This window comes from Pseudomonas massiliensis (genome assembly GCF_000826105.1).
GTDB lineage: Bacteria > Pseudomonadota > Gammaproteobacteria > Pseudomonadales > Pseudomonadaceae > Aquipseudomonas > Aquipseudomonas massiliensis.
This window is the reverse complement of record NZ_CCYK01000005.1, coordinates 22,843-41,089: the sequence shown is the minus strand read 5'-3', so window position 1 is coordinate 41,089 and position 18,247 is coordinate 22,843. Positions and strand designations below refer to the sequence as shown.

Genomic DNA, 18,247 nt, shown 5'->3' with positions numbered 1-18,247 from the left:
TTTCAGGCTTGCGGGCCCTGCCCGCGCCTACAGGCGACTCCGTGAAGGGCGCGATGCCGTGGGCAGATGCAGGGCCGCGGGCTGTCACGAAAGCGCAGTGCCTGATGGCAACGAGCATTTCGCAACAGCGCGCCAACGCCGCAGATGCCCGCGTCAGCGCGGCCGTTTAGTGACGGAAATGGCGCATGCCAGTGAATACCATTGCAATCCCCGCTTCATCAGCGGCCGCGATCACCTCGGCATCACGCATTGAGCCACCAGGTTGGATGACGGCCCGAATCCCCGCCTTGGCGGCATTGTCGATACCGTCCCGGAAGGGGAAGAAGGCGTCGGACGCCATGACGGCCCCTTCCACCGCCAACCCGGCATGCTCGGCCTTGATGGCGGCGATACGGGCCGAATTCACCCGGCTCATCTGACCGGCGCCAACGCCAACGGTCTGGCGATTACGCGCATAGACGATGGCATTGGATTTCACGAACTTAGCCACTTTCCAGGCGAAGATCAGATCATGCACTTCCTGCTCGGTAGGGGCGCGGCGAGTGACGATCTTCAAGTCGTCGGCGCTGATCATGCCGTTGTCGCGGCTCTGCACCAGCAGGCCACCGTTGACGCGCTTGAAGTCCCAGGCAGCGGCGCGCTCGGCCGGCCATTGGCCGCAGGCCAGCAGACGCACGTTCGCCTTGGCAGCCACCACGGCACGGGCTTCGGCGCTCACGCTTGGCGCAATGATGACTTCGACGAACTGACGCTCGACGATGGCCTTGGCGGTTTCGCCATCGAGCTCGCGGTTGAAGGCGATGATGCCGCCGAACGCCGACTCGCTGTCAGTAGCGTACGCCAGCTCGTAGGCCTGTCGAATGCCGCCTTCGGCATCCGGGCAGACTGCCACGCCACAGGGGTTGGCATGCTTGACGATCACGCACGCCGGCTTGGTGAAGCTCTTGACGCACTCCAGGGCAGCATCGGTATCAGCGACGTTGTTGTAGGACAGTTCCTTGCCCTGCAACTGCACAGCGGTGGCGATGCTGGCCTCGGCGGGCTTGGCTTCGACGTAGAAAGCCGCGCTCTGGTGCGGGTTCTCTCCGTAGCGCATGCCCTGGGCCTTGATGAACTGACTGTTGAAGGTGCGTGGGAAACTGTCGCGGGCCTCGGTGGACAAGGTCTCGACGGTTTGATCGATACCGCCGAAATAGTTGGCGATCATGCCGTCATAAGCCGCGGTGTGCTCGAAGGCCTTGAGCATCAGGTCGAAGCGCTGGGTGTAGGTCAGGCCACCCGCCTTGAGTCCATCGATGACCGAGGCATAGTCGCTGGCGTTGACCACAATGGCCACATGCTTGTGATTCTTGGCAGCGGAGCGAACCATGGTCGGGCCGCCGATGTCGATGTTCTCGATGGCCGTTGCCAGGTCGCAGCCGGGCTTGGCAACGGTCGCTTCGAAGGGATACAGATTGACCGCCACCAGGTCGATGGCGCGAATGTCATGCTCGGCCATGACGGCGTCGTCCACACCACGGCGCCCCAGGATCCCACCGTGGATCTTCGGGTGCAGGGTCTTTACCCGGCCGTCCATCATTTCCGGGAAGCCGGTGTAGTCAGCTACCTCGACAGCGGCCACGCCGTTGTCACGCAGCAGCTTGAACGTGCCGCCGGTGGAAAGGATTTCCACGCCCAGGGCTTCCAGGTCACGGGCAAACTCCAGGATGCCGGTCTTGTCGGACACGCTGATCAGGGCACGGCGGATCGGCAGGCGGGTGGTCTGGTCGGTCATTTCGGTTTCCATTCAGAGCGGTGAGCAAAAAAGGCGAGCTGCAAGCAGTCGCCTTTTCGGAATTTCGGTAGCCTCAGAGCAGATCGTACTGCTTGAGCTTCTTGCGCAGGGTGCCCCGGTTCAGCCCCAGCATCTCGCTGGCCTTGGTCTGGTTGCCCTTGACGTAGTTCATGACGGTTTCCAGCAGCGGGGCCTCGACTTCGGACAGTACAAGGTTGTACACGTCCGTGACAGAGGCGCCTTCGAGGTGGGCGAAGTAATTATGCAGCGCCTTCTCGACACTCCCGCGTAGTGTCTGGCCCTCTTCGGAAGGGGCGTTCAGGTGCTGCTTGAGGTTGGCGTTGTCGCTCACGGGCGTTGTTCCACTCACTAATGTCTCGGTCATCATCGTCATGCGGCCACCTCTTCTCCGTCCTTTGTGACAAGGCTCTCGTAGCGTTCGCGGAAGAACTCGCGAACCTTGGCGCACTGCGCTGCCGTATCTTCCAAACAATTGAAGCTGCCGCGGAATTCCCGGGCGCCCGGCAGTGTCGCCAGGTACCAGCCCACATGCTTGCGGGCGATCCGAACGCCCATCACATCGCCATAGAACGCATGCAGGGCGGCCAGATGTTCCAGCAGGATTCGTTCCACTTCCTCCAGCCCCGGCGCCGGCAGAAGCTCGCCGGTGCGCAGATAGTGCTCGATCTCCCGGAAGATCCAGGGTCGCCCCTGGGCGGCGCGGCCGATCAGCAGGCCGTCGGCGCCGGTATGGCGAAGCACCTGAAGCGCCTTGCCGGGAGAGGTGACGTCACCATTGGCGAAAACCGGAATCGACACCGCCTGCTTGATGGCAGCGATGGTGTCGTACTCGGCCTCGCCGGTGTACAGGTCAGCCCGGGTCCGGCCGTGGACCGCCAGGGCGCTGATACCCGAGCCCTCGGCGATCCTGGCCACAGCCAGGCCATTGCGGTTCTCGCGGTCCCAACCGGTGCGTATCTTCAGGGTGACCGGTACATCCACCGCGGCCACCACGGCCTGCAGGATTTCCGCCACCAGCTTCTCGTCGCGCAACAGGGCCGAACCCGCCGCCTTGTTGCATACCTTTTTCGCCGGGCAACCCATGTTGATATCGATGATCTGGGCCCCTGCCTCCACGTTGGCCTTCGCCGCGGCGGCCAGCATCTGGGCATCGCCACCGGCGATCTGTACCGAGCGGGGCTCGGGATCGCCGTCATGGATGCGCCGCAAGCGTGACTTGCGACTGTTCCACAAGGACATGTCCGCGGTGACCATCTCGGAAACCACGAGCCCCGCACCCAGGCGCCGGCAAAGCTGGCGAAAGGGTTGGTCGGTCACGCCCGCCATGGGCGCGAGAACCAAGCCGTTGCTGAGTGTATAGGGGCCGATGCGTACCGCCGACATAGGTGGGTTACCCGTGATGAGGCCGGATTCGTACGAAGCCTGGAGTTCGAAAAAGGGATCGCATGATACTCGCTCTGGATGACCGGATAAAGGTCAAACTGGATAAAATCTGAACAGCTCCAGGCTTCGAGCGGAGCGATCGGATAACCGGTTTCACTCCGGTGAATGAAAGGACAAACTGTAGTTCACAGCGCGCTTGCCCGGGTCGAGAATATCGAGAGCGATGTGGATCGGAATCTGTGGCGGCATTTCGCTTTGCCCCGCCAGGTCTCCGCTGAGGTATTCCGACGGCTTGAAGCGCCGACTGGCGATCAGCTTGTTGTTGATATCGGCGAAGCGCAGCTCCAGAAGTGGAAACGGCTGGCTGAAGGGCGCGCGGTTATAGATGATCGCATCCACCACCAACGCCCCGGCAAAGGTCGGGTGGCTGCGCACCACCAGGTTGCTGCTGCGGATCAGATGGATGTCTACTCGCGACGGTACGGTGCATCCCAGGGCGGGACACAGGCTGACGAACCAGGGGCGGTAGCTTTCCTGTCGGGCAAGCTCATCGAAATGGAACACCACATACTGGGCGACCAGCGCAACGGCTGCCAGCAAGGCAAGACCACTCCAGATCAGGCGCTGGCCCCAGGATGCGCGGGGCTTTTCCCATTCCAGACGCAGAGGGTCTTCCTGAAGGTCGAGCAGAGGCTCCTCGCGCAGGCGGGGTTCGCTGCGGGCACGCTCTTGATCGAGGGGCGCGGCTTGAATCGCTTCCATGCCCGAGACCGGGGCCTCGCGCAGCGCGGCCAACCGGCCTGGGTCCACCTGGCTCTGCGCGCGGGACGGCAGCGGCGAGAAGGGCGCTTGCGGCGGGTCTTCATCGTCATCCAAGGCCTCGCTCGGTGAACCGAGGCGCGGCTCGTGCCGATCTTCATGTTCGGCACCGAGCGTGTCTATTTCATCGTGCTCGTCGGGGCTGCCAAAGGGTTCGTCGAGCCAGTCGTCGCCGTGGTCCCGCTGCGCGCTGAACGCTCGCTCCGGCGCATTGGTTGTCGACGATGAAGCCGGACGGCGCTCCAGCCGCGCCAGTTCGCGATCCAGGTCCAGTTCTTCGAACTGCGCCTGCTCACGCTGCCAGGCGTCCGGATCGGGCAGGCTCGGGGCCTTCAATGGCGTCGTAAGCGACGGCGTGCCGCCTTGCCCGGTGCTTTGCTCGAGCAACTGGCGGGCCGCATTGAACACCTGCTTGCAGGCGCCGCAACGCACGGCACCGCGCGCCACGCTGAGCTGGTTGTGGCTCACCTTGAAGCTGGTGTGGCAATGGGGGCACTGGGTAACGAAGCTTTGGGTCATGCGCGGGTCCGGTTCCAGGCGTCCATCTTAAGCATCGGCAGCGGCGCGGGCTATGCCCTGCGGCGCCCGCTGATCCTGACCCAGCCATCGCGTTCGACGATAGGGTCGAGCTCGAAGGCACCGGCGTAAGCGGCAGCGACCTCATCGCCTTGTTCGGCCAGTATGCCGGAAAGAGCGAACAGCCCGCCGGGGCGGACCAGGCTGGCCAGTCGTGGCGCCAGGTTGACCAGGGGGCCGGCGAGGATATTGGCAACCAGCACGTCTGCCGGCTCTTCGGGCAAGGCCTCGGGCAGGTACAAGGCCAGGCGGTTTTCGGCAATGCCATTGCGCCCGGCGTTATCGCGCGAGGCTTCCAACGCTTGCACGTCGATATCCGTACCCACTGCCGACTCCGCTCCCAGCAGCAGGGCCGCGATGGCCAGGATGCCTGAGCCGCAGCCGAAATCCAGTACACGCTGGTTGGTCAGCGCCTGGCCATCGAGCCATTCCAGGCACAGCGCCGTGGTAGGGTGGGTGCCGGTGCCGAAAGCCAGTCCTGGATCGAGCAGCAGGTTCACCGCGTCGGCCTCGGGCGCGGCGTGCCAACTGGGCACTATCCACAGGCGCTGGCCGAAGCGCATGGGCTGGAAGTTGTCCATCCAGCTGCGCTCCCAGTCCTGGTCCTCGATGACCTCCGCCTGATGCTCGGGCAAGGTGTCGCTGGTCAGCAGGCGCAGGTGGGCAAAAACCGCGTCAGGGTCGGTATCGGCTTCGAACAGCGCCAGCAGGTGGGTATGGGTCCACAGCGGGGTGGTGTTCAGGTCCGGCTCGAAAATCGGCTGGTCCTCGGCGTCCATGAAGGTGACCGAAACGGCGCCGATGTCCAGCAGCGCATCTTCGTAGGTTTCAGCCTGTTCAGGGCCGATGGCCAGGCGAACTTGAAGCCAGGGCATGTTCTGTTCCTTTGGGGCGTGTCACGCCGGGGCGTGGGGCGTGTAAAGCGGGGCAGTGTACTTCACCGGGCCGGTGTTGGGATATCCAACGAAGCCGAGCGGCCTTATTCCGGCACAGGGCTGAGCGTCCAGGGGAGGGGCGTACGCTTGCCAAGTTGAAAGGCGAGCGGCCGGGTTGGCAAAGTTCCTAAAGTCGAGCGCTTCCTGGCGGAGTGCGAAGCGGAAGAGACCATTGCCCTCCCGCTTCACCTGATCATTTGTGAGGTGCTTGGCCTGCGCCCGAACATGGGGCAGGCCAAGGGATCACTTGGCCTTTTCCTCGGCCAGCTTGTGCTCGAGGTAGTGAATGTTCACGCCCCCCTTGCAGAAGCTTTCATCGCGGGTGAGGTCGCGATGCAGCGGGATGTTGGTCTTGATGCCATCCACCACGATTTCGTCCAGGGCATTGCGCATGCGCGCCATGGCTTCGTCGCGATCCTTGCCGTAGGTGATGAGCTTGCCGATCAACGAGTCGTAGTTCGGCGGTACGGCATAGCCGCTGTACAGGTGAGAATCCACCCGCACGCCATTGCCACCTGGGGCGTGGAAGTGCTTGACCGTGCCCGGGCTTGGAATGAAGGTGCGCGGATCTTCGGCGTTGATCCGGCATTCCAGCGAGTGGCCGCGGATGACCACGTCGTCCTGGGTGAAGGACAGTTTATTGCCAGCGGCGATGCTGAGCATTTCCTTCACGATATCGATACCCGTCACCATTTCGGAAACGGGGTGCTCGACCTGGACCCGGGTGTTCATCTCGATGAAGTAGAACCGGCCGTCCTCGTACAGGAATTCGAAGGTACCGGCACCGCGGTAACCGATCTCGATGCATGCATCCACGCAGCGCGCCAGAACTTCCTGGCGAGCCTTTTCATCGATGCCCGGTGCCGGTGCTTCTTCCAGTACCTTCTGGTGGCGGCGCTGCAGCGAACAATCGCGATCCCCTAGGTGCACGGCGTTACCCTGGCCATCGGAGAGCACCTGCACTTCCACGTGGCGGGGGTTGGTGAGGAACTTCTCCAGGTACACCATGGGGTTGCCGAAGGCCGAGGCGGCCTCGGTACGGGTGAGCTTGGCCGAGGAGATAAGGTCCTCTTCCTTGTACACCACGCGCATGCCTCGACCACCGCCGCCACCGGCAGCCTTGATGATCACCGGGTAGCCTACCTCGCGGCCGATGCGCAGGGCTTCGGCTTCGTCTTCCGGCAGAGGACCGTCCGAGCCCGGTACCGTAGGCACGCCAGCGCGCTTCATGGCGTCCTTGGCCGATACCTTGTCGCCCATCAGGCGAATGGTGTCGGCTTTCGGGCCAATGAAGGCAAAGCCGGATTTTTCAACCTGCTCGGCGAAGTCAGCGTTCTCGGCCAGGAAGCCATACCCTGGGTGAATGGCGGTAGCGCCCGTCACCTCGGCAGCGGCGATGATCGCCGGGATGTGCAGGTAAGACTTGGCCGCGGGTGCCGGCCCGATGCAGACCGATTCGTCGGCCAGGCCCAGGTGCATCAGCTCACGGTCGGCGGTCGAATACACCGCGACGGTCTTGATCCCGAGCTCCTTGCAGGCGCGCAGGATCCGCAAGGCGATCTCGCCGCGGTTGGCGATCAGTACTTTTTCCAACATCGGAGACTCTCCGCGGTTCAAACGATGGTGAACAACGGCTGGTCGAACTCAACCGGCTGCCCGTCTTCCACCAGAATGGACTCGATCACACCGCTGGTTTCGGCTTCGATGTGGTTCATCATCTTCATGGCTTCGACGATGCAGAGGGTGTCGCCCTTCTTCACGGTCTGGCCGACTTCAGCGAAGTTCGGCGAAGTCGGCGATGGCTTGCGGTAGAAGGTGCCGACCATGGGCGAGCGCGCAACCGTACCGTTGAGCTTGGGCGCGGCGGGCGCTTCCGCTGCGGGTGCAGCGGCAGCTGCGGCAGGGGCTGGTGCCGGGGCCGGAGCAGCGGCGGGAGCAGCATAGAACTGTTGCGCAGGCGCTTTGCTGTGACGGCTGATCCGAACGGACTCCTCGCCTTCCTTGATTTCCAGCTCGTCGATACCGGACTCTTCCAGCAGCTCGATCAGTTTCTTGACTTTACGAATATCCATGAACTTCAACTCCCGCATGGGTCAGGGGTTTTAAGGCAAAAGGGTCAGGCGGGCCGAACGGCTCGAAGCCGAGGCGGCACAGGTGACGCTAAGGTGCGCAAGCCCCCGCGCACGCAGTACAGGGGGCGGGGCGATAACGTATGTCCTTGATCGCGCATCGATATACGGCGCATCAGGGTGTGGGATGCTCCGCGACCTTGCCGCGTCACGTTCCAGGCTGAACTTGACGCTTGCATGGGCGAAAGCTGTACGGAGCGAGCAACCGGCATGGGCGCCGTTGGCCGACCCTTTTTCAGGTTCTTGTTGTGACATGGGGGGCGACTATGCCCAAGTGTACAAGCGCTGTCCAGTTTGGCGACGCTGCCAGCACGTTGGGCGAGAATGTCGGCAACTATCTGACCGCTTCGGTTGTTTTGGTCATCGCCTCATGGCTTTTTACCCGGCAAGCGGCCAAGGAAGCCCTCAAGATCGACTTCACCTACTATCCGAGAAACCTTGTCTTCGCTACCGGAGGCGTCGAAGAACTGGATCACCGGGGGGCCGAATAGCCCGTACTCGTCCAGCAGGGCACGCTGCTCTGGAGTACCGGCGGTAATGTCGAAGCGAAGCTTGCGATAAGTGGCCAACTGCGCGATGGCTGGCGGCTGGTTCAGTACCTCCCGCTCTATCACCTTGCAACTGATGCACCAATCGGCATACCAGTCCAGGATCACTGGCTGGCCGGCCTGCGCGGCATCGGCAAGGGCTCGCTTGAGTTCCGTCACCTGGCGCACCGTTTGCCAGTCATCGGTCTGAAGCGCAACCGGAGCCGTCGCGGTGCGCTCCAGCGGTCGCAAGGGGTTGCCCGCGCCGGCAAAGGCACCGGCCCAGCACGCCAGCCCATAGCTCAGGCAGAGCAAGCCGGCGACCTGGCTCAGGCGCTCGCGCGGCGTCTTGCTGGGTGAGAGGTCCACCGCGCCAAGGAACAGCCCGGCCCCTACAGCCAGGATGCCAACCAGCAGCAGAGTGAGCGTCGGCGGCAACACTCGGCTCAGTAACGCGATGGCCAACCCTAGCAGAAGCACGCCAATCGCATTCTTGACCGTTACCAGCCAGGGTCCGCTACGAGGCAGCCAGGCCGCGCCTCCGGTGCCTACCACTACCAGGGGAGCGCCCATGCCCAGGCCAAGAGCGAGTAGTTTCAAGCCACCGCCAAGTGCGTCCCCGCTGGCGCTGATATAGAGCAAGGCGCCCGCCAGGGGCGCTGATACGCAAGGCGAAACCAGCAGGCTGGAAAGCACTCCAAGTGCCGCTGCCCCGAGCAGCGAGCCGCCCTGGGCACGGCTGGCGAGGCGATCCAGGCGTTCGGACAGCGCACCAGGAAGCTTGAGCTCGAAGGCGCCGAACATGGCCAGGGCGAATACCGCGAAGAACAAGGCGAAGGGCCCCAGCACCCAGGCCGACTGCAGGCGAGCCTGCAGGTTGAGGCTGGCGCCGAACAACCCCATCAGCGCCCCCAGCACCGCGAAACAGGCCGCCATGGGAATGACGTACGCCAGGGACAGGCTCAGCCCGCGCCAGCCGCCGACCTGGCCGCGCAGTACCACGCCTGACAGGATCGGTAGCATCGGCAGCACGCAAGGCGTGAAGGTCAGGCCCAATCCCGCCAGGAAGAACAGCGCCAGATCCCGCCAGCGCCATCCGCTGGCAGGTGCGGTTTCAGCAGAGGCAGCTTGCGCGCCGGGCAAGGCCGGGATAGCCAGTCGCTCGGTTTCTGGGGGGTAGCAAAGCCCTTTGTCGGCACAGCCTTGATAGGTCACCACCAGGGTGAATGCCTGGTCGGTCTGTGACGGACGTGGGAGCTCTACGTCGAGGATGTTGTGATACACCTCCACATCGCCGAAGTATTCGTCATGCTTGCGTTCACCAGCGGGCAGGTCTGGCGGGCCCAGAGGAATGCCGGCGGGCTCGGTATGGAATTGCAGCCGCTGGCGATAGAGGTAGTAACCCTCGGCGGCCACGAAGCGCAGGCGGATCTTGTCTGGCGAGCCTTCCAACTGGCTCAAGCGAAAGGCTTCGCGCACGGGCAGAAATTGCCCACTGGTGGCGGCGCCTCCGAGTACGGTGCTTGGACGGTCATCGAGAAGCCCCGCAGAGGCGGGTAGGGCGAAAACCAACAGTAGGGTCAGGATCAACTGGCGCATGGGTGTCTCGTTACAACGGATCGACCGCCCATCATAACCATCGGTGGCGCCCCCGCCGACCCGCCTGAGGATGAAACTCAGAAAAGGTCGGGCTCAGGTGCCTGAACGATGCGGTTGCGCCCGGCCTGCTTGGCAAGGTACAGCGCTGCATCGGCGCGGGAGGTGAGCGTATGCGCTCGCATGCCCGCCCCGAGCCTGGCCACGCCTGCGCTGAAAGTGCAGCCGAAGGGCACGGGATGGGCCGGATGGCGAATGGCGGCGAAGCGCGCGCGGATGTCTTCCAGCACCTGGACGGCGGCTTCGGCCGTAGTATCCGGCAATACAATGGCGAACTCTTCGCCACCGTACCGGCCGATAAGGTCGCTGCGGCGCAACCGCTGCTTCAGGAACAGCGAAAGGCTCTTGATCACCCGGTCCCCCATGGGATGGCCGAAGCGGTCATTAATGCGCTTGAAGTGATCAAGATCCAGCATGGCGAAGGTCAGGGCGCCGCCGTCACGCTGGGCGCGTAGGCAACAGTCCTCGAGTTCGCGCAGGATATGGGTGTGGTTGTACAGGCCAGTGAGGCCATCGCGGACCATCCGGCTGCGCAGGCTGCGGGCCCGCTTGGCTCGATTGCGCACCAGGGTTACCAGCTGGCGTGAGCGCACCGGCTTGGTAAGGAAGTCGTCACCGGCCTCGCTCAGGGCATCGAGCTGCTTGTCGACGTTTCCTTCGGCGGATAGGTAGAGAATGGGTACGCTGACGTAGCGCTCGTTCTGGCGGATGGTGCGAGCCAGTTCGGTACCCGTGCAGCCGGGCATGTACATGTCGAGAATGATCAGCTCGGGTTGGAAGTCGGCCAGCTCGGCCATGGTCCGGAGCGGGTCGCTCAGGCAACGGGTAACCATGCCCACACTGCTGAGCATGCGCTCGGTATGCATGGCCTGGGCCCGGGAATCGTCGATGATCAGTACCCGGATGGGCTGCCAGGGTTCGTCATTGAGCAAAGGCTCCAGGGTTTCGAGTACTGTCCAGGCTTCCAGCGGACCGGCGAGGAACGCCTTGGCGCCAGCCTGGACCGCAGCCAGGCGCGTGGGCGTATCGGCTTCGCCTCGACTGTGCATGATCAGCGGTGTGCCGTCGCCCAGGCCCGCGCGCAGAGACTGTGCAAGCAGCAGGCCTGTGCCCGCGCCATGGAAGTCCACGTCGATGATGATGGCTGCCGGCGGGTATTCCGCCATTGCGGAATGCAGCGCGGCGACATCGGCCATGGGCTCGGCGGCACAGCCGAAGCACTCCAATTGGCGCGCCAGTTCCCGGCTCGCCTGGACATCGCTGAGCAGCAGCGCGACCGAATGCCTAGGCGTAGGCAGGCAAGCCAGCTCTTCGGGACGATCACGGCTACGTAATCCGCTACTGGCCAGTTGCCGCATCACGGCATTCATCCGTCCCAGCGTGGGGCTGTCCAGGCGGCCTTCATGGAAAGTAAGGGAACCGAGCGCCGCCCGGGCCTGCTGTGCCAGTTCAAGGTGTTCCCGGTCTTGATAGCGCTCGGCGAAACGTTGCCAGCGCAGCAAGGTATCGTCCATGCGTTCCTGTACGCTGCCTGTCCATGGCTGATACTGGACGCGCTGCCATAATTCCAGGACATCGCGTGCCTGGTGCACGACACGTTGCGCGAAATGCAGGCGTACCTGCTGCTCGCTGGCCTCGTCTGACGGGTTCATGTACGGGGATTCAATAAGATAGTGGCTCTATGCTAGCAGTGATTGACCGTCCGTAATGTGCACTACGTCGTAAAACCGCCGCCATTGATATGACGAATCAGGGGCGCGAATTGTCCGGTCCAGGGCGTACCTAGCGTCGCGGCACTGGCCCGGGTCCTTTATAGTGATTGGTGCCGGGGCGAGGGTGCCGCTGGTGGGTAGGCCTGACCGGGCACGTTAGCGAGCCGGCGCGGTCGAACCGATGACTCGAAAGTTGAAAGGACAGCCCCATGCTCGACTGGAAAAAACGCACCGACACCCCTGGAACGTCTGGAGCGGCGCCTGCCGATACCGGTGCCGCACCGGCCAGGCGGGGCTACTGGAAGAGCTTGCTGCTGAGCCGTGCCTTGATTTCGGTGGTTGCCATCTACCTGTTGGTGACCCTCGTGCTCGGCATCTATTGGAGCCGTGAGCCAGACCTGTTCTCGGTACAGCAGAACGCCCAGGCCGCGGTCCAGCGGGACGGGCGCCAGATGGTGGTTGGCTACACTACGGTCGAAACCCTCAAGCGGGTGGCCAGCACATTGCTGGATAAGCCCGGCGGCTACCTCTCCAACGATCGCTTCCCGCCCGGGCTGTGGCTGGATAACACGCCTAGCTGGGAATACGGCGTGCTGGTGCAGGTACGCGACCTGAGCCGCGCCTTGCGCAAGGACTTTGCCCGGTCCCAGTCACAGTCCACTGAGGACGGTGACCTGGCTCGCGCCGAGCCGCGCTTCAACTTCGATAACAAGTCCTGGGTACTGCCTTCGAGCGAGTCGGAGTTTCAAGAAGGGCTCAAGTCGCTGAGCAACTACCAGCGCCGCCTGACCGATCCCAACCCAGGCGCGTTCTTCTATGCGCGGGCGGACAACCTGAACAACTGGCTGGGCGACGTGTCCACGCGCCTGGGCTCCCTGTCGCAGCGGTTGTCGGCCAGCGTTGGCCGGGTCAAGCTGGACACCACCGTGAAAACCGAAACCTTCTCCCCAGGCAGCGCACCGCAGCTGGAAGAGCAGTTTGTGGAGACGCCTTGGTTGCAGATCGACAACGTCTTCTATGAGGCGCGCGGTGAAGCCTGGGCCTTGTCCCACCTGCTGCGGGCCATCGAGGTGGACTTCGCAGACGTGCTGGCAAAGAAAAATGCCACGGTCAGTGTGCGGCAAATCATTCGCGAACTGGAAGCCTCCCAGGAGCCGTTGTGGAGCCCTGTGGTACTCAATGGCAGCGGTTTCGGTGTGTTCGCCAACCATTCGCTGGTAATGGCCAACTACATTTCCCGTGCCAATGCCGCCGTGCTGGACCTGCGTCAGCTGTTGTCCCAGGGATGAGCCAAGGGCCTTTCTCGGCAGCCGAGGCGGCGCATCGGGCCGCTTCGGATCGCGAATCCATCGCCTGGGTCGACGAGCATGATCGCCTGCTGGGCGCGCTGCCTCGGGCTACCTTGCGTGAGCGTGGGCTGATCGGGCGCGGAACCTTCATCTTCGTGTTCGACAGCCAGGGGCGCCTCTGCGTACAGCAGCGCACGCTAAGCAAGGCCGTCTACCCAGGCCATTGGGACGCGGCGGCGGGTGGCATGGTCCAGGCGCACGAGAGCTACAGCCTGTCGGCCCAACGGGAGCTCGAGGAGGAGTTGGGCGTGAGCGGTGTCGAGCTGCGCGAACATGGGCGCTTTCTATTCGACGCACCGGGCAATCGCCTCTGGTGCGGTGTGTTTTCCGCCGTTTATGATGGCCCACTGCGTCTGCAGCCCGAAGAGATCGCCCAGGTCTGTTTCCTTACGCCTGAAGCGGTGGCGGCGCGCTATAAGGCGGAGCCCTGGTGCCCCGATTCGGTTGAAGCCTTGAGGCGCTATTTCCCGCGTTTCCTGCGTTGATCCGTTGGCGTCCAGCGGCGCGGTCGTGCATCGTTGGCCTGTGATCGAGATTTTCTGCGAAATGGCCTTGCGCGACCCTTAGCATGTCATGGTTTTGCCGTTAAACTGCGCGGCCTTTTCGCTCTCCCCAGAGGCTTGCCCATGGCCAAGAAAGCTTCTTCCTTTGCCTCCCTTGGCGGTCTGGTGTATTCCACCGACAGTGGTCGGCATTGCCCTGACTGCGGCAAGCCAGTTGCCGAGTGCGTGTGTGGCCAGGCTGTGCTGCCCGCGGGTGACGGCGTGGCCAGGGTCCGCCGGGAAAGCAAGGGGCGGGGAGGCAAGACCGTGACTACCGTCACAGGCGTGCCGCTGCCCCTGGACGACCTCAAGGCCCTGGCAACCGAGCTCAAGCGTCGCTGCGGCACGGGCGGTGCCTTGAAAGACGGCGTGATTGAAATCCAGGGTGATCACGTCGAGCTGCTGCTTGGCGAACTGACCCGGCGGGGATTCAAAGTCAAGAAGTCCGGCGGCTGACCGGCTTCTTTCTAAACTCGGCGCTGGTGACGGGGTCTACCCGCCAGGTGCCGCTACCACTTTTTTCCATTAACCGGCGGGGCTGACTCCGCTGGGTGGGCCTATCACAGGGGACCTCGATGTCCGTACGACGCACTCGCAAAGACGATGGCAGCCAATGGACCGTTGCGGACAGCCGCGGCGTTTATGGAATCAGGCATTGGGGCGCGGGGTATTTCGCCATCAATGAAGCCGGCCGCGTGGAGGTTCGCCCCAACGGCCCGGACAGCGCGCCTATCGACTTGTACGAGCAGGTGCAGCAATTGCGCAAGAGCGGCCTTTCGCTGCCCTTGCTCGTGCGTTTCCCGGATATCCTGCAGCATCGTGTGCGTCAGCTGACCGGCGCCTTCGACGCCAACATCGCCCGCCTCGAATACCAGAATCGCTACACCGCCCTGTACCCGATCAAGGTGAACCAGCAGGAGGCGGTGGTGGAAAACATCATCGCCACCAAGAACGTATCCATCGGCCTGGAGGCCGGTTCCAAGCCCGAGCTGATGGCTGTCCTGGCTTTGGCGCCGAAGGGCGGCACCATCGTCTGCAATGGCTACAAGGACCGCGAGTTCATTCGCCTGGCCCTCATCGGCCAGAAGCTGGGCCACAACGTCTTTATCGTCATCGAGAAGGAATCCGAGGTCCAGCTGGTGATCGAGGAGGCCGCCGAGGTCAAGGTCAAGCCGCAGATCGGCCTGCGGGTACGCTTGTCGTCCCTGGCATCGAGCAAGTGGGCTGATACAGGGGGCGAAAAGTCCAAGTTCGGCTTGTCCGCCGCGCAATTGATTTCGGTGGTCGAGCGTTTCCGCGAGGCTGGCCTGGAGCAGGGCATCCGCCTGCTGCACTTCCACATGGGGTCGCAGATCGCCAACCTGGCGGACTACCAGCACGGCTTCAAGGAAGCCATCCGCTACTACGGCGAATTGCGCAACCTGGGATTGCCGGTGGACCACATCGACGTGGGCGGCGGCTTGGGTGTGGACTACGACGGTACCCATTCGCGCAATGCCAGTTCCATCAACTATGACATGGACGACTACGCTGGCGTGGTGGTGGGTATGCTCAAGGAATTCTGCAATGCGCAGAACCTGCCGCACCCGCATATCTTCTCGGAAAGCGGCCGTTCCCTGACCGCCCACCATGCCATGCTGGTGGTACAGGTGACCGACGTGGAGCGGCACAACGACGAGATCCCTGAGCTGCCGGACCGCGACAGCCTGCCGGAAACCCTGCAGTGGCTGGCCGACCTGCTCGGGCCCACGGACCCGGAAATGGTCACCGAGATCTACTGGCGCGCCACTCACTATATCGGCGACATCGCCAGCCAGTACGCTGATGGCAAGGTCACCCTGGCGCAGAAGGCCTTGGCCGAGCAGTGCTACTTCGCGGTGTGCCGCAAGCTGCACAATGCCTTGAAGGCCCGCCAGCGCAGCCACCGCGCCATCCTCGACGAACTCAACGACAAGCTGGCCGACAAGTACATCTGCAATTTCTCGGTGTTCCAGAGCCTTCCCGATACCTGGGCCATTGGCCAGGTGCTGCCGATCCTGCCGCTGCAACGCCTGGACGAAGAGCCTGTGCGTCGCGCGGTGCTGCAAGACCTGACCTGCGACTCCGACGGTAAGATCAAGCAGTACGTAGACGAGCAGAGCATCGAAACCAGCCTGCCGGTGCATCCGGTGGCGCGTGGCGAGGACTACATGCTCGGCGTGTTCCTGGTGGGCGCCTACCAGGAAATTCTCGGCGACATGCATAACCTGTTCGGTGACACGGACTCGGTGAACATCTACCAGACCGAAAGCGGAAGCGTGTACCACGCCGGCATCGAAACCCACGACACTATCGAGGACATGCTGCGCTATGTTCACCTCTCGCCCGAGGAGCTGATGACGCACTACCGGGACAAGGTCGCCAGTGCAAAGATCTCGCCACGTGAGCGCACCACCTTCCTCGACGCGCTGCGTCTGGGGTTGACCCGCTCTTCCTACCTGGCCTCCTGACCGAACCAGCGGTCGCGGCGCGCCAGTCGTACGGCGATGGCGCCCAGGGTCAATGCCCTGAGCGCCATGAACCACAAGAAGCTCAGCCACAGGCCATGGTTGCCCCAACCACGGCTGAGCCAGGCCAGGGGCAGTGCCAGCGCCAGGCTCAGCAGCATGGCGTTGCGCATGTCCCGAGCCCGGGTGGCGCCGATGAACAGCCCGTCCAGCAGATAGCTCCAGACCGCAATCAAGGGTAATACCGCCAGGTATGGAAGGAAGGCGGCGGCTGTCGCTCCTACGCTGGGAATGTCCGTCTGCAGCTCGATGAACAGCTCGCCAAAAACGCCAAAGAACAGCACGAAAGCCAGGCTCGCCAGCAGCGACCAACCTGCGGCTACCACCAGGCAGCGGCGTAGGGCCAGGCGATCCCGCGCGCCCAGGGCATGACCGCACAGGGCTTCCACGGCATGGGCCAGGCCGTCCAGCGCATGGGCGGTGAGCAACAGCCCGTTGAGCAGCAAGGCATTGGCGGCGACCGTGGCATCACCCAGGCGAGTGCCCTGTACAGTGATCAGGAAGAACACCGCTTGCAGCGCCAGGCTGCGCAGGAAGATGTCTCGGTTCACGCTAAGCAAAGGGCGCCAGTCGGCCCAGCGGCCCAGGCGCGCCCATGGAATGCGTCCGGGATGAGCCTTCAGCGCCGGCCTTGCCAAGGCCAGACCCAGGCAAAGGGAGAGCCATTCGGCGATGACCGAAGCCCTGGCCGAACCCAGCACGCCCCAGTCCAGCCCCAGCACGAACCAGAGGTTGAGCAGGATATTCACGGCATTGGTGAGCAATAACATGGCCAGTGGCGCGCGGGCGTTCTGCACGCCGAGAAACCAGCCAACCAGTGCGAAGCTGCCCAGCGCGGCCGGCAAGCCCAGCAAGCGGGTGTGGAAGAAGGCGAGCGTGCTGCTTTCCAGTTCGGCGCTGGGTTGCATCCAGCCCAATGCCAAGCGGCTGAACGGCATTGCGATAAGCCATGCCAACAGGCCGAATCCCAGGGCCAGCAGCAGCCCTTGAGCCAGCACCTGGCGCAGGCCATCGCCGTCGCCGCGTCCAGCCGCCTGAGCGGTGAACCCCGTCGCCCCCATGCGCAGGAAGCCCAAGGCCCAGGCAAGCAGGCTGTACAGGCTGGCACCTACCGCTACGGCGCCCAGTTGATGGGCGCGAGGCAAGTGTCCAATGACGGCGCTGTCGACCAAGGCTACCAGCGGCACCGACACATTGGAGAGGATCATCGGGGCGGCCAGCGCCCACACCCGACGGTGGGTTGGGCGGTCATGCCAGTCTTGTAGCCAGGGGGTCATGGTGAATCCAGCGTGGCAGGCATCCGGTGAGAGGAGCGCTACCTTAGCCCAACTCTACGATGGGTGTGCAGCCCGCCCGCGGCGTTTCAATGAATGATCCAGCTCAAGAGCCAAAGGCCCAGCAGTGCCCAGATGACGCCCAGTACAATGGAAGCTCGCATGAACGCCCTGACCGCCGCGTACAGCAGAAGCAGGCCCACCACCAGTGCGAGGATGCTGATCAGGGAAGTGTCCATGCCCAGGGTGCGCGACAAGCCCTCGACGAAATTGCCCCCAGCGTCGGCCAAGGTCCCGAATAGCCAATCCAGGCCGTCGACGATAAAACGGATCACCGCGCCGAGCGCCTGGCCCAGCCATTCGAAAAAGCCTTCTACCTGCATGGTGTCATCCCAGTGGCCGGCGTGCGCCGGGTACGTGGCTTTGGTCAGCCAGGCGAGGCGGTGGTTCCCCTGCCGCCTCGCTTTCCTGCCGGCGCCCCGGCAGTGTCAGCGCACCCAGGTCAAGGCTGCAAGGAACCCCATGAGCAGAAAGGGCGCCAGGGGCGGGGCCAAGGTAGGATCGGGGGCCAGGTTGGCCAGGCGCAGCCGGATCTTCCTGTCCAGGTGAGCCCATACTCGTTGCCCCAGCATGAGCCAGAGCACGCCGACGACCAGGGCGGTACCCAGGGTACCGAGCCAGTGCATCCGGTCCGTAGCCAGGGCCAGGGTCCCGAGCAGCTTGACTTCCGCTTCGGTGAGCCGGCCCAGCGAGTAGGCCGGCAGTGTCAGCAGCATGCTCAGGGCCAGAGCGAAGGCGCCTTCGCTGGCGCTTGCACCCAGCCAGGTATGGCCGGTAGTGAAGAGGTAACAGAGGGCGAAGCAGCCACCTCCTAGGGTGAGACTGTCCGCAATTTGCCGTTGCCGCAGATGTTGCTCGGCACAGAGGGTGAACCAGATCAGTAATACCAGGCATTGCATCCGTAGAGCTCTTCCCTTCAGCGCCACTTCCATGCCGGAAATCCT

Annotated in this window: 16 protein-coding genes; 4 read left to right on the top strand and 12 right to left on the bottom strand. The window is 63.5% G+C overall.

Going from position 1 to position 18,247, the window contains the following annotated elements; genetic code table 11:
- Positions 1–166 precede the first annotated feature (166 nt).
- From purH to BN1188_RS03590, 9 genes are all read right to left on the bottom strand, one after another.
- Positions 167–1,774, bottom strand: a complete 1,608-nt coding sequence (gene purH, locus BN1188_RS03630; RefSeq protein WP_040259957.1) for a bifunctional phosphoribosylaminoimidazolecarboxamide formyltransferase/IMP cyclohydrolase — start codon at positions 1,772–1,774, stop codon at positions 167–169.
- Between the two features lie 73 nt (positions 1,775–1,847).
- On the bottom strand, positions 1,848–2,168 hold the full coding sequence (gene fis / locus BN1188_RS03625) for a DNA-binding transcriptional regulator Fis (RefSeq protein WP_040259956.1): 321 nt from the start codon (positions 2,166–2,168) through the stop codon (positions 1,848–1,850).
- On the bottom strand, positions 2,165–3,178 hold the full coding sequence (dusB, locus tag BN1188_RS03620; protein ID WP_040259955.1) for a tRNA dihydrouridine synthase DusB: 1,014 nt from the start codon (positions 3,176–3,178) through the stop codon (positions 2,165–2,167). Before dusB ends, fis begins: the two co-directional genes overlap by 4 nt.
- 153 nt (positions 3,179–3,331) lie before the next feature.
- Positions 3,332–4,516 carry a DUF3426 domain-containing protein gene (locus tag BN1188_RS03615; protein ID WP_040259953.1) on the bottom strand — a complete coding sequence of 395 codons (1,185 nt, stop codon included), beginning with the start codon at positions 4,514–4,516 and terminating at the stop codon, positions 3,332–3,334.
- Between the two features lie 50 nt (positions 4,517–4,566).
- Complete coding sequence (gene prmA, locus BN1188_RS03610) at positions 4,567–5,448, bottom strand: 50S ribosomal protein L11 methyltransferase (protein WP_040259952.1); 882 nt, start codon at positions 5,446–5,448, stop codon at positions 4,567–4,569.
- 303 nt (positions 5,449–5,751) lie between these two features.
- Positions 5,752–7,104, bottom strand: a complete 1,353-nt coding sequence (gene accC / locus BN1188_RS03605) for an acetyl-CoA carboxylase biotin carboxylase subunit (protein ID WP_040259951.1) — start codon at positions 7,102–7,104, stop codon at positions 5,752–5,754.
- A gap of 17 nt (positions 7,105–7,121) precedes the next feature.
- The gene (gene accB / locus BN1188_RS03600) at positions 7,122–7,580 is read right to left on the bottom strand and encodes an acetyl-CoA carboxylase biotin carboxyl carrier protein (RefSeq protein WP_040259949.1); all 459 of its coding nucleotides are present in this window, start codon (positions 7,578–7,580) and stop codon (positions 7,122–7,124) included.
- A 425-nt stretch (positions 7,581–8,005) separates the two neighbouring features.
- Entirely contained in the window at positions 8,006–9,763 is a 1,758-nt protein-coding gene (gene dsbD / locus BN1188_RS03595; protein ID WP_040259947.1) for a protein-disulfide reductase DsbD, read from the bottom strand.
- 77 nt (positions 9,764–9,840) lie between these two features.
- Positions 9,841–11,472 carry a diguanylate cyclase gene (locus tag BN1188_RS03590; protein ID WP_040259945.1) on the bottom strand — a complete coding sequence of 544 codons (1,632 nt, stop codon included), beginning with the start codon at positions 11,470–11,472 and terminating at the stop codon, positions 9,841–9,843.
- A gap of 269 nt (positions 11,473–11,741) precedes the next feature.
- On the opposite strand from BN1188_RS03590, the gene BN1188_RS03585 reads away from it, so the two are divergent.
- From BN1188_RS03585 to speA, 4 genes are all read left to right on the top strand, one after another.
- Positions 11,742–12,821: a DUF2333 family protein gene (locus BN1188_RS03585; RefSeq protein ID WP_040259943.1), complete on the top strand. Its 1,080-nt coding sequence runs from the start codon at positions 11,742–11,744 to the stop codon at positions 12,819–12,821.
- A complete protein-coding gene (locus BN1188_RS03580; protein ID WP_040259942.1) occupies positions 12,818–13,366 on the top strand; it encodes an NUDIX hydrolase in 549 nt (182 codons plus the stop codon). Before BN1188_RS03585 ends, BN1188_RS03580 begins: the two co-directional genes overlap by 4 nt.
- Positions 13,367–13,507: 141 nt before the next feature.
- On the top strand, positions 13,508–13,879 hold the full coding sequence (locus BN1188_RS03575; RefSeq protein WP_040259940.1) for a translation initiation factor Sui1: 372 nt from the start codon (positions 13,508–13,510) through the stop codon (positions 13,877–13,879).
- Between the two features lie 119 nt (positions 13,880–13,998).
- On the top strand, positions 13,999–15,912 hold the full coding sequence (gene speA, locus BN1188_RS03570; protein ID WP_040259939.1) for an arginine decarboxylase: 1,914 nt from the start codon (positions 13,999–14,001) through the stop codon (positions 15,910–15,912).
- Here the strand turns inward: speA and BN1188_RS03565 are convergent.
- The 3 genes from BN1188_RS03565 to BN1188_RS03555 form a co-directional block, all read right to left on the bottom strand.
- Positions 15,897–17,246: an MATE family efflux transporter gene (locus BN1188_RS03565; RefSeq protein WP_040259938.1), complete on the bottom strand. Its 1,350-nt coding sequence runs from the start codon at positions 17,244–17,246 to the stop codon at positions 15,897–15,899. The two genes, speA and BN1188_RS03565, sit on opposite strands and share 16 nt — an antisense overlap.
- Before the next feature lie 86 nt (positions 17,247–17,332).
- Positions 17,333–17,626: a hypothetical protein gene (locus tag BN1188_RS03560; RefSeq protein WP_040259936.1), complete on the bottom strand. Its 294-nt coding sequence runs from the start codon at positions 17,624–17,626 to the stop codon at positions 17,333–17,335.
- A 105-nt stretch (positions 17,627–17,731) separates the two neighbouring features.
- Entirely contained in the window at positions 17,732–18,235 is a 504-nt protein-coding gene (locus tag BN1188_RS03555; protein ID WP_232430894.1) for a prepilin peptidase, read from the bottom strand.
- Positions 18,236–18,247 lie beyond the last annotated feature (12 nt).